The sequence below is a fragment of the Salinifilum aidingensis genome, assembly GCF_054782015.1.
On record NZ_BAAGTH010000021.1, the window covers coordinates 1 to 14,350 of the forward strand.

Annotated in this window: 12 protein-coding genes and 1 pseudogene; 7 read left to right on the top strand and 6 right to left on the bottom strand. The window is 72.9% G+C overall.

Features of this window, described 5'->3' with window-relative positions; genetic code table 11:
* Together ACYVJE_RS21870 and ACYVJE_RS21875 are read left to right on the top strand one after the other, a co-directional pair.
* A pseudogene (locus ACYVJE_RS21870) lies at nt 1-229 on the top strand (serine hydroxymethyltransferase); the annotation flags it as partial.
* A gap of 188 nt (nt 230-417) precedes the next feature.
* Nucleotides 418-933 carry a hypothetical protein gene (locus tag ACYVJE_RS21875; protein ID WP_459156705.1) on the top strand — a complete coding sequence of 172 codons (516 nt, stop codon included), beginning with the start codon at nt 418-420 and terminating at the stop codon, nt 931-933.
* 142 nt (nt 934-1,075) lie between these two features.
* Here ACYVJE_RS21875 and ACYVJE_RS21880 read toward each other — a convergent pair whose 3' ends face one another.
* From ACYVJE_RS21880 to ACYVJE_RS21890, 3 genes are all read right to left on the bottom strand, one after another.
* Nucleotides 1,076-1,759: a DedA family protein gene (locus ACYVJE_RS21880; RefSeq protein ID WP_459156706.1), complete on the bottom strand. Its 684-nt coding sequence runs from the start codon at nt 1,757-1,759 to the stop codon at nt 1,076-1,078.
* A gap of 176 nt (nt 1,760-1,935) precedes the next feature.
* Nucleotides 1,936-2,427: a D-alanyl-D-alanine carboxypeptidase gene (locus tag ACYVJE_RS21885; RefSeq protein ID WP_461145943.1), complete on the bottom strand. Its 492-nt coding sequence runs from the start codon at nt 2,425-2,427 to the stop codon at nt 1,936-1,938.
* Nucleotides 2,428-2,483: 56 nt separating this feature from the next.
* Nucleotides 2,484-3,131: a LysE family translocator gene (locus ACYVJE_RS21890; RefSeq protein WP_459156708.1), complete on the bottom strand. Its 648-nt coding sequence runs from the start codon at nt 3,129-3,131 to the stop codon at nt 2,484-2,486.
* Between the two features lie 91 nt (nt 3,132-3,222).
* On the opposite strand from ACYVJE_RS21890, the gene ACYVJE_RS21895 reads away from it, so the two are divergent.
* Together ACYVJE_RS21895 and ACYVJE_RS21900 are read left to right on the top strand one after the other, a co-directional pair.
* On the top strand, nt 3,223-3,726 hold the full coding sequence (locus tag ACYVJE_RS21895) for an Lrp/AsnC family transcriptional regulator (RefSeq protein WP_459156709.1): 504 nt from the start codon (nt 3,223-3,225) through the stop codon (nt 3,724-3,726).
* 244 nt (nt 3,727-3,970) lie between these two features.
* The gene (locus ACYVJE_RS21900) at nt 3,971-4,405 is read left to right on the top strand and encodes a VOC family protein (RefSeq protein ID WP_461145944.1); all 435 of its coding nucleotides are present in this window, start codon (nt 3,971-3,973) and stop codon (nt 4,403-4,405) included.
* A gap of 72 nt (nt 4,406-4,477) precedes the next feature.
* Here ACYVJE_RS21900 and tesB read toward each other — a convergent pair whose 3' ends face one another.
* The 3 genes from tesB to ACYVJE_RS21915 all read right to left on the bottom strand — a co-directional run bounded on the left by tesB (nt 4,478) and on the right by ACYVJE_RS21915 (nt 7,887).
* Nucleotides 4,478-5,416: an acyl-CoA thioesterase II gene (gene tesB / locus ACYVJE_RS21905; protein WP_461145945.1), complete on the bottom strand. Its 939-nt coding sequence runs from the start codon at nt 5,414-5,416 to the stop codon at nt 4,478-4,480.
* 140 nt (nt 5,417-5,556) lie between these two features.
* Nucleotides 5,557-6,978, bottom strand: a complete 1,422-nt coding sequence (gene pyk / locus ACYVJE_RS21910) for a pyruvate kinase (protein ID WP_461145946.1) — start codon at nt 6,976-6,978, stop codon at nt 5,557-5,559.
* A 222-nt stretch (nt 6,979-7,200) separates the two neighbouring features.
* Nucleotides 7,201-7,887 (bottom strand): DUF2461 domain-containing protein, encoded by a 687-nt coding sequence (locus ACYVJE_RS21915; protein ID WP_461145976.1) that lies wholly within the window; start codon nt 7,885-7,887, stop codon nt 7,201-7,203.
* 271 nt (nt 7,888-8,158) lie between these two features.
* On the opposite strand from ACYVJE_RS21915, the gene ACYVJE_RS21920 reads away from it, so the two are divergent.
* The 3 genes from ACYVJE_RS21920 to ACYVJE_RS21930 all read left to right on the top strand — a co-directional run bounded on the left by ACYVJE_RS21920 (nt 8,159) and on the right by ACYVJE_RS21930 (nt 14,298).
* On the top strand, nt 8,159-10,516 hold the full coding sequence (locus tag ACYVJE_RS21920) for an ATP-binding protein (protein WP_461145947.1): 2,358 nt from the start codon (nt 8,159-8,161) through the stop codon (nt 10,514-10,516).
* Between the two features lie 191 nt (nt 10,517-10,707).
* A complete protein-coding gene (locus tag ACYVJE_RS21925; RefSeq protein ID WP_461145948.1) occupies nt 10,708-11,706 on the top strand; it encodes a transglycosylase SLT domain-containing protein in 999 nt (332 codons plus the stop codon).
* 288 nt (nt 11,707-11,994) lie between these two features.
* Nucleotides 11,995-14,298, top strand: coding sequence for a HelD family protein (locus ACYVJE_RS21930; RefSeq protein WP_461145949.1), 2,304 nt, complete (start codon nt 11,995-11,997; stop codon nt 14,296-14,298).
* The last annotated feature ends 52 nt before the right edge of the window (nt 14,299-14,350 follow it).

A 14,350-nucleotide genomic window follows, 5' to 3' on the forward strand; every position in this document is an offset into this window, starting at 1 on the left:
CAACCGCAACGCGGTGCCGAACGATCCGCGGCCGCCGATGGTGACCTCCGGGCTGCGGATCGGCACGTCCGCGCTGGCCACCCGCGGCTTCGGCGCCGAGGAGTTCGGCGAGGTCGCCGACGTCATCACCGAAGCGCTGCAGCCGAACCTCGACGAGGCGAGCACGAAGAAGTTGCGGGCCCGCGTCGAGGCCCTCGCCGCGGCCAAACCGCTCTACCCGGGCCTGTGATCCGTCCGAGGCCGTGAGCAACAGCTGCTGATCTGCCGGTCCCCTCCGCTCCACCGGAGGGGACCGCGGCCCGATCGCGACGGGGCCGCGCTCCCGACCGGGGGCGCGGCCTCGATCGCGGGGCGATTCGACGACATCGCCCGCGAAACGCCCCGCGGACGTGGTCGCGGGTGCCATCCTGACGCGCCATGGAGACGATCACCCCCGACGTGCGAATCGCGCGCGAGCCCTCCGCCGCGCGGCGGATGTGGTGGTTGGCGGGAACGGCCGTCGGCGGACCCGCGCTGGCCGCCTGCTTCGCCGCGAGCCTGCTGATCACCTCGCAGCAGGGCGAGACCTGGTCGTACGGGTGGTGGTTCGGCATCTTCGCCTTCCTCTGCACCGCCCTGCCAGCCGTGCTGCAGGCCGTCGCGTGGCTGCCGGTGCTGCGGATGCGGGACCTGTCGATCACGTTCACCGCCGGCGGGTTGACCTACCGCACGCGGGAGACCCGGCGGACCGTGCGCTGGCCGGACGTGCGCTGGATCCGCCTCGGTCACCGGCCCGTGCTCGGCACCTCCCTGCACGTGCGGCTGAACGCCCCGCGGGGCAGCGCCCGGTGCAACGGCCTGTTCGTGCCGCTGGGCGCCGACGCACCACCACCGCACGAGCTGCGGCGAACCCTGATGCAGCTCAGCGGCAACACGGCGCGGCTCAAGAGCTGATCAGGCGAGCTCCTCGCAGAGCTCGGCCGGCGGTCGACCCGCCCGAGGCGCGCCGGCCGGTGGGGTCGCGCCCGCGAGCGGTCCGCACGCGCGGCGTGCGTCCCAGCTGAACGGAGCCGAAGCGCAGCGGCGGGCACCGCGCTCAGGCGGCCTGCTCGACGTCCTCGTCGGCCGCGACGGGTCCACCGGTCTCCTGCTGCAGCGCGGCCTCCTGCTTGCGGGCGCGCCGGTGGCGCCAGTACCAGATCGACACGCCCCCGACGACCAGCACCGTGGCGAACAGCCAGCTCGCCTGCCCCAGCGCGTGCTCGATCGCCTTGACCGAGGTGCCCGCCGCCCAGCCGACACCCACGTGCATCCCGGACCAGCCGGCGGCGCCGACCACGGAGGCGAGGAGGAAGCGGCCGTAGCCGAGCTGGCTCGTGCCCGCGGCGGCGGGCACGAGCGTGCGCACGACCGGCAGGAAGCGGGCCACGAGCACCGCGCCGATGCCGAAGCGCCGCAGCAGGCGGGTGGCCCGGTCCCAGTGCTGCTGGCCGAGCTTGCGCACGGCTTTGGTCTCGCGCACGCGGATGCCGTAGCGCCTGCCCAGCCAGTAGCCGATGTTGTCGCCGACGGCGGCGCAGAGGGTCACCACCAACGCGAGGGTGAGGAAGAAGCCCCAGCTGTCGACCGTGGCCGCCGAGATGAGCAGCCCGCTCTCCCCGGGCACGAGGAACCCGAGGCCCAGCGTGCACTCGGCGAGGACCAGCCCACCTGTCACCAGTACCAGCAGTGGTCTGGGCAACCCGGCGACGAGGGCCAGGAAGTCGCTGATGAACGCCACGCAATCACCTCGGGGAGCACACCGGCAGGCATCTTCCCGCAACGCTACCGGCCACGTGCTCGAGCACACTCAGGGATGTCCCCCACCTGGGCACGGATCCGCCCGGACACCGCGCACGGGGAACGTTCCCGACTTTCTCCGGCTGTGCGGCCGCGGTGGCGCGGCTCGCGGTGCCCTCACGGCACGGGTGCGCGCACCTCCTCGCCCCTCTCCACTTCCGAACGGTGCCCGGAGACCGCGGGGGAGGCGAGGCGGTCACGCTCTCCACCGTACGCAGCGAGCCGGGGCGCGAGGGCGTCTTCCGCCTCGCTCGGCGCCCGCGGTGTGACGAAGTCGTTGAGCACGACCGCGAACACCGGATCACGTCCGCGTGCCGCCGCGACGCAGCCGGGCAACGCCGACACCCCGCTCAGCAGCCCGTTCTTCGCGCGCACCGAGCCCTCCGCCGCACGAGGGGAACGACCGGCGACCACCGCCCAGTTCCACCGCGTTCGCATCGCACGCCCTCTCCGAGGAGCCCGCCACCGTCGGCGACTCACCGAAGCACGTCCCCGGAGCGTGGTCAACAACACGGCCACCACCGCGTCGGGGAGCCCGCGGGAGCGCCCGCGCGGGCGCGGCGTTCCAGCAGCCCCCGCGGGAGCTCCCGCGGATCGGGGCGGTCGCATCCGCGGCGGAGCGACCGGCCGGCGCCGCGAACGGCGCCACCGGCCGGGGCGGCCGCTCAGCCCATGGCGATGGACCCGGCCATCACCAGCAGCGCACCGCCGCAGCAGCGTTCGAACACGCGCCGCCGCCGCGGCTTCGCCAGCAGCGCGGAGAGCCGCTGCACCGAGGGCACGACGACGAGCCACCACGAGGCGAAGGCGCTCACCGCGACCGCGCTGAGCAGGGCGGCCTGCGGCATCGGCGCTGCGCCGGGGTCCATGGCCTGCGGCAGCAGGGTCAGGAAGGTCAGCATGACCTTGGGGTTGAGCACGTCGGTGAGCAGTGCCCGCAGGAACACCGCGCGTCCGGTCTGCGCCGCGTGCACGGCACCGTTGCCGCTGGTGGGAGGAACGGCGTTGTCGACGGTTCCACCGGAGCGCGTTCGCCGCGCGTTGTGCAGGATCCGCAGGCCCATCCAGCAGAGGTAGGCCACGCCGAGGCCCTTGACCACCCACAGCGCGGCCGGAACCGCCGCGACGAGCGCGGACAGGCCGAGCGTCGCCGCCGTGGCGTGCAGCACGAGCCCCGCCGTCACGCCCATCGCCGCCAGCCACCCCCAGCGGCTGCTGGTCGCCGCGTTGCTGGTGACCAGCACGAAGTCCGGTCCCGGCACGATCACGATCACCAGCAGGGCCAGCAGGAACGGCCCCCAGTCGATAGTCACCACACCTCCAGGTAGTCATTCGTTCGAGCAGTAATCCCATCGTGCCCCTCCAGTTCGCCGAACTTCCACTCGCCGCATACGATGTTCGGCAATGAGCGAAGCAGTGGAACTCGATTCGGTAGACTGGCGGATCCTGGAGGAATTGCAGAACGACGCGACGCTGCCGAACCGGACCCTGGCCGAACGCATCGGCCTCGCGCCCTCCAGCTGCCTGCAGCGCGTGCGGCGGCTGCGCGAGCGCGGCGTGATCACCGGCTCGCACATCGACGTCAACCCGGCGGCCACCGGACTGCCGCTGGAGGCGGTCGTCTCGGTCAACGTGCGCCCGCACACCCGGGACGTCGTCGACAGCTTCCGCGAGTTCGTCCTCTCCCAGCCCGAGACGCGCTCGCTGCTGCACGTCAGCGGGCAGGCGGACTTCCTGCTGCACGTGGCCGTGGCCGACACGACCCACCTGCAGAGCTTCCTCGTGGACAAGCTCGCCGGCCGCACGGAGGTCCGGCACTTCACCAGCTCGATCGTGCTCGAGCAGGTGCACACCCGCGCGCTGACGCCCCCGCCGCAGCTGCGCCCGCAGCGGCGCCGCCGCGAGTGAGCTCCGCGGAACCACGACCCGCTCCCGGCGGGTGCCGGTCAGCACCCACCCGCGGGACCGCGGCCGGCGAGCGGGGTCATCGCGCGGGCGTGCGCACGCGGGCGCCGGGCCGGGCCCGCGCACCGGGACGACGGCCGCGGGCCCGGGCCGGCCAGCAGCGCCGCCCCGGAGCCGACCGACACGCGCACCGCGGTGCGTGCGAACTCCGCGTGCGGTGCGCGGGGTTCTGGAACACTGCACCGCCATGGACCAGCGCACGCACGTGATCACGCTCGCCACCGACGACCTGCACGCGGCCCGCTCGTTCTACGTGGACGGGCTCGACTGGCAACCAGCGCTCGACGTCCCCGGCGAAATCATCTTCTTCCAGACCGCACCTGGCATGCTGCTCGGACTGTTCGACACCGAGCAGTTCCACGGCGACATCGGTTCCGCGACCCCGGGAACAGGTGCCACCGGGATCAGCCTGGCGCACAACGTGGACAGCACCGAGGAGGTCGACGCGACGGTGCGCGCGGCCGTCGAGGCCGGGGGAACGCTGGTCAAAACACCGCAGCGGGCGAACTTCGGGGGTTACCACGGCCACGTCACCGATCCGAACGGCGTGCTCTGGGAAATCTGCCACAACCCGTGGCTGCGCTTCGCCCCGGACGGCACGGCGGAGTTCCTCGCGGAGTAGGTGCTCAGACGCGCACCGGCCCCGGTGCCGGGAGTGGCCTTCCCGCACCGGGGCCGGTGTTCGAGCGGCGTCTCAGTCCTTGACCCGGAGCAGTCCCTCCTGCACCACGGTGGCCACGAGCCGCCCGTCCCGGGTGAAGAACCGGCCGGTGGCCAGCCCCCGCGCGCCGGAGGCGGCCGGCGAGGAGCAGTCGTAGAGCAGCCACTCGTCGGCGCGGAACGGCTGGTGGAACCACATGGCGTGGTCGAGGCTCGCGCCGGAGACGTCGTCCAGTCCCCAGTACACGCCGTGCCGGCCCAGGACCGAGTCGAGCAGGGTCATGTCCGAGGCGAACGCGGCGACGCACACGTGCAGCAGCGGATCGTCGGGCAGGGAGCCGTCGGCGCGCATCCACACCTGGCTCTTCGCCTCCCGCTCATCCTGCTCGCGCCGCACCCACGGCGGGGTGGTCACGTAGCGGACGTCGATCGGGCGGGGCTGGTCGCGCCCCAGCTTCTCGACCAGGTCGCCGATGCTCTCGCCGAACGAGGGCAGCGACTCGGGCGCGGGCACGTCCGGCATCTCGTCGGCGTGCTCCATGCCCTCCTCGGCGGCCTGGAAGGAGGCGGACAGCGAGAAGATCGTCTCGCCGCGCTGCTCGGCGACCACGCGCCGCGTGGTGAACGAGCGCCCGTCGCGCGTGCGGTCGACCTGGTAGACGATCGGGATGTCGGGGTCGCCCGGGCGGATGAAGTAGGCGTGCAGCGAGTGCACGTGCCGGTCGCTGGGCACCGTCCGCCCCGCGGCCACCAGCGCCTGCCCGGCGACCTGGCCGCCGAACACGCGCACCGGCGAACCGGGCGGGCTCACCCCGCGGAAGATGTTCTCCTCGATCCGCTCCAGGTCGAGCAGGGCGACCAGGCCGTCGACCACCGGCTGGCCGCACGGCATCCCGTTCACGTCGCGGGGGACGTCCTCGGTCTGACCAGTCGCTGCCAGATCAGCAGCCGCGGCTCGCGCTGCCTCGGTCACTGCGGACTCCTTGCGTTCGGGCGCCGCGCGGGCGCCGCCGGCCCGGCAACGCGAAGCGCCCGGTCGCACCGCCCCGGTCGACGCGGTGCGACCGAGCGGCGCGACCGGGCGCTCGCGCCGCGCCGGCTACTGTCGATCGTTCACACGTGGTCTTCTTCGCCCAACCGGTGCACCCGGATCAGGTTGGTGGAGCCGACGGTCCCCGGCGGGGAACCGGCCACGATCACCACCATGTCGCCGCGCTGGGACCGCCCCAGCGAGAGCATCGCCTGATCGACCTGGCGCACCATCTGGTCCGTCGTGTCCACCTTAGGCACCCGGAAGGTCTCCGTCCCCCAAGTGAGAGCGAGCTGACTGCGCACGGATTCCTCCGGGGTGAACGCCAACAGCGGCAGGTGCGTGTGCAGCCGCGCGAGACGGCGCACCGTGTCGCCGGACTGGCTGAAGGCCACCAGCGCCTTGGCGTTGAGCCGCTCCCCGATGTCGCGGGCCGCGTAGGAGAGCACGCCGCGCTTGGTCCGCGGGACGTGGCTCAGCGGCGGCGGCGTCGTGGACCCGGCCTCGACCGCTTCCACGATCCGCGCCATGGTCTGCACCGTCTCCACCGGGTACTCGCCGACGCTGGTCTCGCCGGAGAGCATGACGGCGTCGGTGCCGTCCAGCACCGCGTTGGCCACGTCGGAGGTCTCGGCCCGGGTGGGCATCGAGGCGTGCATCATCGAGTCCAGCATCTGCGTGGCCACGATCACCGGCTTGGCGTTCTCCCGCGCGATGCGGATGGCCTTCTTCTGCACCAGCGGGACGTGCTCGAGCGGCAGCTCCACGCCCAGGTCGCCGCGGGCGACCATGACGCCGTCGAAGGCCAGCACGACGGCCTCCAGGTTGTCCACCGCCTCCGGCTTCTCCAGCTTGGCGATCACCGGGACGCGCCGGCCGATGCGGTCCATGACCTGGTGCACCTGGTCCACGTCCGCGGGGCTGCGCACGAACGACAGCGCGATGAAGTCCACGCCCAGGCGCACCGCGAACTCGAGGTCCTCGACGTCCTTCGCGGACAGCGCGGGCACGGAGATGTCCATGCCCGGCAGCGAGAGGCCCTTGTGGTCGGAGACCTCCCCGCCCTCGGTGACCTCGCAGACCACCTCGTTGCCCTCGACGGCGGTGCAGGTCAGCCCGACCCGGCCGTCGTCGACCAGCAGGCGGTCGCCGGGCTTGGCGTCCTCGGCGAGCCCCTCGTAGGTGGTGGACACGCGGTCGTGCGTGCCCTGGACGTCGTCCACGGTGATCCGGACTACCTCTCCCGTCCGCCACTCCACCGGACCGTCGGCGAACGTGCCCAGCCGGATCTTCGGACCCTGCAGGTCGCCGAGGATGCCGACCGCGCGTCCGGACCCCTCGGCCTCGGCGCGCACCAGGTCGTACACGTGCTGGTGATCTTCGTGGGAGCCGTGGCTGAAGTTCATGCGCGCCACGTTCATCCCGTTGCTGACGAGCTCAGCCACCTTCTCCTTCGTGGCGGTGGCGGGGCCCATGGTACAAACGATCTTCGCTCGTCGACTCACGTTGTTCCAGCCTAGTCCGTTGACCGATGTCCGCAGCACTCCGCCGCCTCGATCCGAGCCGATCGAGTGCGCCCGCCGCCGGGCGAATCCCGTTCTCCAGCACCGCGGTGGCGAGCCCGTTCATCCTATTCCTTCCCGGATCAGGTGCGCCCACCGCACCCGCGGGACGGCAGCACCGCGCCGGATCCGCGCCCTCCGGCTCCGCGGCGCGCCCGGGAGCCGTCACCGGCGCCGGCGTTCGGTGACGCCGACGTGCGCTGCGCACCAGTCGTTGAGCGGGCGCAGCTGCTCCCACGAGTTGCGCACCCGCTCCAGGCAGGAGCGGCTGTGCAGCGCGTCGTCCGGTTCCCACGCCCACCAGGCGTGGAGCGTGCGGTGCCGCAGCAGCTCCGACCGCGGGTGGTCGGCGGGGACGCCGCGCGGCCGGGTCGCCAACCGGTCCCCGGCCAGGTGCCAGCCCCGACCGGTGAGCTCGTCGACGTGCCGGCGCAGTTCCTCGCCGTGCGGCTCGGCGTCCACGGCCGCGCGGAACCTCGCCAGCTGGTCGGGTTCGGTGTGCAGGCAGCCGCCCGCGACGAGCATCCCCGCGGAGCTGATCTCGAAGTAGAACGCACCTCCGCCCCGGCCCGGTTCGACGACGGCGGCGCAGTGCGTCTTGTACGGGGACTTGTCGTTGCTGAACCGCACGTCCCGGTGCGGGCGGAACACCTTGCCCGCGCCGAAGCCGGGGGCGAAGGCGGGTTCCAGCTCGGCCAGCAGCGCCTCCGCGGGGCGGCGCACGTGCTCGCGGTAGAGCGCGAGGTTGTCGTTCCAGTACGCCTTGGAGTTGTCCGCTTCGAGGCCCTCGAAGAAGTCGACCGCCCCCTCGCCGAAGCCCTCGAACCGCCGCTGCTCGGCGTCGCCGGCCACCGCACCTCCCGCATCGCCGTGCACCCCGCGCCGCCGCGGCACCTCCCCGGAGGCGCCTTCCGCCGCACTGCGCGGCACCACCGGACCACGCCCCACCTGCCCGGGCCCGGTCCGTCCGGGGGCCAGTCTGCCAAGGGCTCGACCACCCGTTCCTCCGGGGCGGCGCCTCCTCCGCACCTCGGGCACCACCAGACGTGCGAGAGCTCACGCGCCCGCCCATGTCACCGCAAGATCGCAGGTCACAGGGCTCGAACCGGGTTACGCTCGGGGCGTGGTCTCCATCGCGCGCGCCCGCCCCGGCGAGTCCTCGGGCAACCTCCCGGCCGACGTCACGACGTTCGTCGGCCGGCGTCGTGAGATCACCGCGACCAAGCGGCTGCTGGCCGAGTCCCGCGTGGTGACGCTCACCGGCCCGGGCGGTGTCGGGAAGACGCGCCTGGCGCTGCGCGTGGCGGCGAACATGCGCCGCACGTTCCGCGACAAGGCCTGGTTCGTGCAGCTCGAGGACCTCCGCGACGGTGCGCTCGTCCCGGACGCGGTGGTCGAGCAGCTCGGCCTCGGGGGTCCGTCCACCTCCGACGTCGCCACCACCGTCGTCGAGCACCTGCGCCACCGGGAGGCGCTGCTGGTGCTGGACAACTGCGAGCACGTCGTCGACGCGGTGGCGCAGCTGACCAGCGACGTCATCCGCTGGTGCCCGGGGGTCCGGGTGCTGGCGACCAGCCGCCAGTCGATCGGGATCGCCGGGGAGAGCACGATGGTCGTGCCGCCGCTGCAGGTCCCGGACGTCAACCACCTGCCGCCGCCGGAGGCCTACGAGCAGTTCGCCTCGGTGCGGTTGTTCGTCGACCGCGCCCGGGCCGCGGTGCCGGAGTTCGAGGTGAACTCGGACAACGCGCCGGCGCTGATGCGGTTGTGCCACCACCTCGACGGAAACCCGCTGGCGATCGAGATGGCAGCCGTGCGGCTGCGCTCGCTGTCGCCGCAGCAGCTGGAGCAGCGGCTGGCGCAGCGCTACGACGTGCTGGCCGAGGGGCGCCGCAGCGCCCCGCCCCGCCAGCGGACGCTGCGCGCGCTCGTCGACTGGAGCTGGGAGCTGTGCTCGGAGGCCGACCAGCGGGCCTGGTCCCGGGTCTCGGTGTTCTCCGGCGGGTTCGACCTGGAGGCCGCCGAGCACGTCTGCGGCGACGGGTGGTCCGAGACGGACGTGCTGCGCACGCTGCACTCGCTGGTGGACCAGTCGGTCCTCGCCCGCGAGGAGGTGGGCGACGTGGTCCGCTACCGCCTGCCGCACACGCTGCGGGAGTACGGGCAGGAGCGGCTCGCCGAGAGCGGCGAGCAGGAGCGCATCGCCCATCGGCACCGCGCCTGGTACCAGGAGCTGGCGGCGCGTTTCGCCGCGGAGTGGGTGGGCCCGGAGCAGGTGGAGTGGGTCGAGCGCATCCGCCGGGACCAGAGCAACCTGCGGGTGGCGCTGCACACCGCCGCGGGGGACGCGGCGACGACGTCCACCGCGCTGCGGATGGCCGCGGAGCTGAGCACGTACTGGGCCGCTCGGGGCCTGGTGGGCGAGGCGCGGCACTGGCTGCAGATCGCTCTGGAGGGCGCGCCCGCCGACGACCCGGAGCGCGGGCCGGCGCTGCGCTTGACGGCCTGGTTCGCCCTGCTGCAGGGCGACACCGCCGCGGCCGACGGGCTGCTGCACGAGGCCGAGGACCTGCTCGGCGGGGACGAGTCGAGCGCTCCGCGGGCGCACCTGGCGCTCATCCGCGGGCTGCGGCTGCTGTCCGGCGACGATCTCGACGGGGCTGCCGCGCAGCTGGAGCAGTCGCTGTCCGGCTACCGGCGCGGCGAGCTCGTCGCGGGGCAGCTCTCGGCCCTGTTCCTGCTGGGCCTCACCCGCGGCCTGCGCGGGGAGGTCGAACGCGGGCTCGGCCTCATCGGGGAGAACATCCAGATCAGCGCGGAGCGCGGCGAGCTGTTCTGGCGCTCCTACGCCCTGTGGGCCGCCGCGCACGTGAACTTCCAGCGCGGCAAGCGGGAGCGGGCCGAGGAGGCGGCCAAGGACGCGCTGCGCATGCAGCGCCGCATGGACAACCGGCTCGGCATGGCGTTCGCGCTGGACACGCTGGCCTGGATCGCCAGGCGGCAGGGGCGCAGCGCACGTGCCGCGCGGTTGTTCGGCGCGGCCGCGGCCGCGTGGGAAGCGGTGCGGGCGCAGCCGGGCTTCTACGCGACCTTCGCCCGCACGCACGCCGAGGAGGAGCACGCCGCCCGGCAGGACCTCGGGGAGACGGCGTTCCAGGAGGCCTTCGACCGCGGGTACCACACGCCGCACGGCCAGGCGATCGATCTGGCGCTGGAGAGCAAGAAGCACACCCGCGCCCGCAGCGAGAACGTGCACCCGATGCCGCTGACCCGCCGGGAGCGGCAGATCGCCGACCTCGTGGCCGAGGGCAAGACGAACAAGGAGATCGCCGAGGGCTTGGTGATCGCCCAGCGCACGGTCGAGGGGCACGTGCAGAACATCCTCACCAAACTGGACTTCACCTCGCGGGCGCAGATCGCCGGTTGGGTCGCCGGGCAGCGCGCGGATGAGGCGAGCCACACAGAGTCACAAGATCGTTGAAACACTGCGCAGTCGTTTTGCCGTTCTCCGTAATCCCTCGGTGCACATCTAGGTACAGATGCACGTAGAAACCTCCATGTGCGTACACGGTGAGTATCGGGAGCCTCGGAGGCATGGCCCCCGATTCATCTCATTCCCCCGAGGACGAGGGTCGGACGTCCGGTCGAGCGGGATGGCGCTTCTGGGAGAGGGTGGCGCACCCCGCGATTCAGACGACCCAGCGGACGTGCGACTGGTTCCGCTCCGCGTTCGCCGACCAGCACGGCCAGCACCGCGTGCCGCCCCGGATGCGCTCGGTGCAGGTCGGCACCGCCGCCGTCGCGATCGGCGTGCTGGGCGTGTTCGCCACCCCGAGCGAGCACGAGCCGCAGGCCGGTACCCAGCGAGCGGCCGTGCACCAGGCGGCCGAGGCGGCACCGCTGAGCGCCCCCGAGCAGCGCAGTGCTTCCGCCGGTACCGCTTCCGCCGACGCGGGGCGGTCGGCGGACTCCGCGGCCCAGACCCGCGCGGCCGCCGACAGCGGCGGTCACCGCGAGTCCCACCACCCGCGCCAGCGCTCGCAGGACCCCTGGGCCCAGCGCGACGCCTCCCAGCAGGGGGGTGGCGCGAAGCAGGGCGGTGACCGGAAGCGGGACGCGGAGCACCGCGAGGACGACGGCGACGAGAGCAGCGACTCCGGCAAGGGCGGCAGCTCCGACGAGGGCGGCAGCTCCGACGAGGAGAACCGCGCCGACGAGGGCGAGAGCTCCGGCAGGAGCGGCGGCACCGATGAGGACGAGGAGGCCGGCGACCGGGGTGGCGACCGCTCGCAGGCTCCCGCCGGCCCGCCGGAGGACCGGATCGACCGCTGGATCGACCAGGCGACGACCGTGCTGGAGCGCAACGGCGTGCCGCGCGAGCAGCTCGACCACGAGGCCATCCGGATGATCATCGAAAAGGAGTCCGGCGGCGACCCGAACGCCGTCAACAACTGGGACTCCAACGCCTCGGCCGGCACCCCCTCCAAGGGGCTGATGCAGACGATCGAGCCGACCTTCCGGCAGTACGCCGCGCCCGGCCACGGCAACATCCTCCACCCGGTGGACAACATCGTGGCCGCCACGCGCTACGCGATCGACCGGTACGGATCGGTCTCCGAGGTCCCCGGCGTCGACGGCGTCCGCTCCGGAGGTTCGTACCAGGGCTACTGATCGCACCAGGACCCGGCACGGGAACGGGGTGGACGAGCCATGCCACCCCAGATCGGTTCGGGGTTTCGAGTTTTCCGTGTCACACGGGGCACCTCCGCCGCTCGGCGGGGGTGCCCCGCTACGTTCGGCCCGCGTCCCCACCGCCCGCCACCGCGCTCCGCCCCGGAGGCCGTGCTCCGCTCGCGGAAACGGGCACCGCGGAGCACCGCGGTATATTGGTTGGTCGGACGCCGCGCCGAGCGGCCCGGTGACCGCACCCTCGTTGCCGAGCTGGAGCTCCAGTAAACCGTGACAGCATCGCCCGAACCCGTATCGTCCCAGGACCGGGACTCCGCACGTGAGCAGCACATCGCCGCCGAACAGGAGTACGTGGCGATGCTCTACGACAAGCTCGACGCGGTGCGCGAGGACACGACGCGGCGGCTCAAGGCGACACTCGCCGAAACCGGGGGGCCGCCGCAGGCCCGCACCGAGCGGGACATCTCCGCGCGCATGTACACCGAGCGGCTCAACCAGCTCAGCGCGGTCGAGCACGGCCTGTGCTTCGGCCGCATCGACCTCGACAGCGGTGAGCGCTTCCACATCGGACGTCTCGGCCTGTTCGACGAGGACAACGAGTACGAACCCCTGCTGGTCGACTGGCGCGCCCCCGCGGCCAGGCCGTTCTACCTCGCCACCGCCACCTCCCGCGACGGCGTGTGGCGGCGCAGGCACCTGCACACCGGCTGGCGCCGGGTCCGCGACCTCGAGGACGAGGTCCTCGACCTGGACGCGGCCGAGGAGGGCAGCGATCTCGGGCTGGCCGGCGAGGCCACCCTGCTGGCGCGGTTGGATGCCCGCCGCACGGGTCAGATGCAGGACATCGTCGCCACGATCCAGGCCGAGCAGGACGAGATCATCCGCGCACCGCTGAACGGGGTGCTCGTCGTGCAGGGCGGCCCGGGCACCGGCAAGACCGCGGTGGCCCTGCACCGCGCGGCCTACCTGCTGTACACCTTCCGCGAGCAGCTGACCAAGCGCGGGGTGCTCGTCGTCGGCCCGAACCAGACGTTCCTGCGCTACATCGAGCAGGTCCTCCCCTCGCTCGGCGAGACCGGCGTACTTCTGTCCACAGTGGGTGGTTTGTACCCGGGAGTCACCGCCACCGCCGAGGACTCGCCCCGCGCCGCCGAGATCAAGGGGCGCGAGTCCATGGTCAAGGTCCTCACCGGCGCCGTGCGGGACTACCAGCAGGTGCCGAAGGAGTACTTCGAGGTCACCTTCGACCGCGAACCGGTGCGCGTCGACCGCAAGGAGGTCAGCAACGCGCGCACCAAGGCCCGGCGCACCCGCAAACCGCACAACGTGGCGCGCAAGACCTTCCGCAACGAGATGTACTCGGCGCTGACGCTGCGCGTGGCCGACCGGCTCGGGCGCGACCTGCTCGACAGCCGAGACCTCGACGACATCGATCGCGAGCTCCGCGCCGACTCCGCCGTGGACCGAGCGCTGGAGCGGCTGTGGCCGCAGCTGGAACCGACCCGCGTGCTCGACGAGCTGTTCTCCGACACCGCGCGGCTCAAACGGGTGGTGCGCAAGCAGCTCGACGAGGACGAGCGCGCCGAACTCCTCCGCGAAGCCGGCTCCGCGGTCACACCGGCGGACGTGCCGCTGCTCGACGAGCTGGCCGAGCTCATCGGCGAGGACGACAGCGCGGCCCGCGCCGAGCAGGAGCGCCAGGAGCGCGAGGAGCTCGCCTACGCCGAGGGCGTGCTGCACATCATGGAGGAGGACGACGAGATCCGCGACGAGGAGCGCCTGCGGGTCAAGGACGTCCTCGACGCGGAGCTGCTGGCCCAGCGGCACCGCACGAGCAGCGATCTCAGCGCCGCCGAGCGCGCCGCCCAGGACCGCACGTGGACGTTCGGGCACGTGATCATCGACGAGGCGCAGGAGCTGTCGCCCATGGCCTGGCGCGTGCTCATGCGCCGGTGCCCGAGCCGCTCGATGACCGTGGTGGGCGACACCGCGCAGACCGGGGCGCTGGGCGGCGCGAGCTCGTGGGGCGAGGTGCTGCACCCCTACGTGCAGCGGCGGTGGCGGCTGGCCGACCTGACGGTCAACTACCGCACGCCCGCAGAGATCATGGACATGGCCGGCAACGTGCTCGCGGCCACGGACGCGGACGCCTCCACGCCGATGTCCGTGCGCAGCAGCGGTCACGAACCCTGGTTCCGGCGGCCGGCCGCCGGCGGGCTGGTCGCGGAGCTGCCCGCGGTGCTCGCGGCCGAGCGGGAAGTCCTCGGCGACGGCAAGCTCGCGGTGCTCATGCCGGGCGAGCTGCTCGCCGAGCACGGCGAGTCGCTGGCGGCGGCGCTCGGCGAGGCGAGCGTGGGCGCCGAGCCCGAGAACCTCCAGTCCCCGACGGTGCTGCTGAGCGTGGAGCAGGCCAAGGGGCTGGAGTTCGACTCGGTGGTGCTCGTCGAACCCGCGGCGATCCTGGAGGAGTCCGAGCGCGGCCACAACGACCTCTACGTCGCGCTCACCCGCGCGACCCAGCGCCTCGGCCTGGTGCACACCGGCGACCTGCCCGCGGAGCTGCAGGTGGAATGATCCCGGCGGGGCTCACCCGGGCCCGCGCACACCCCGGCGGGCCCCGCGGAAA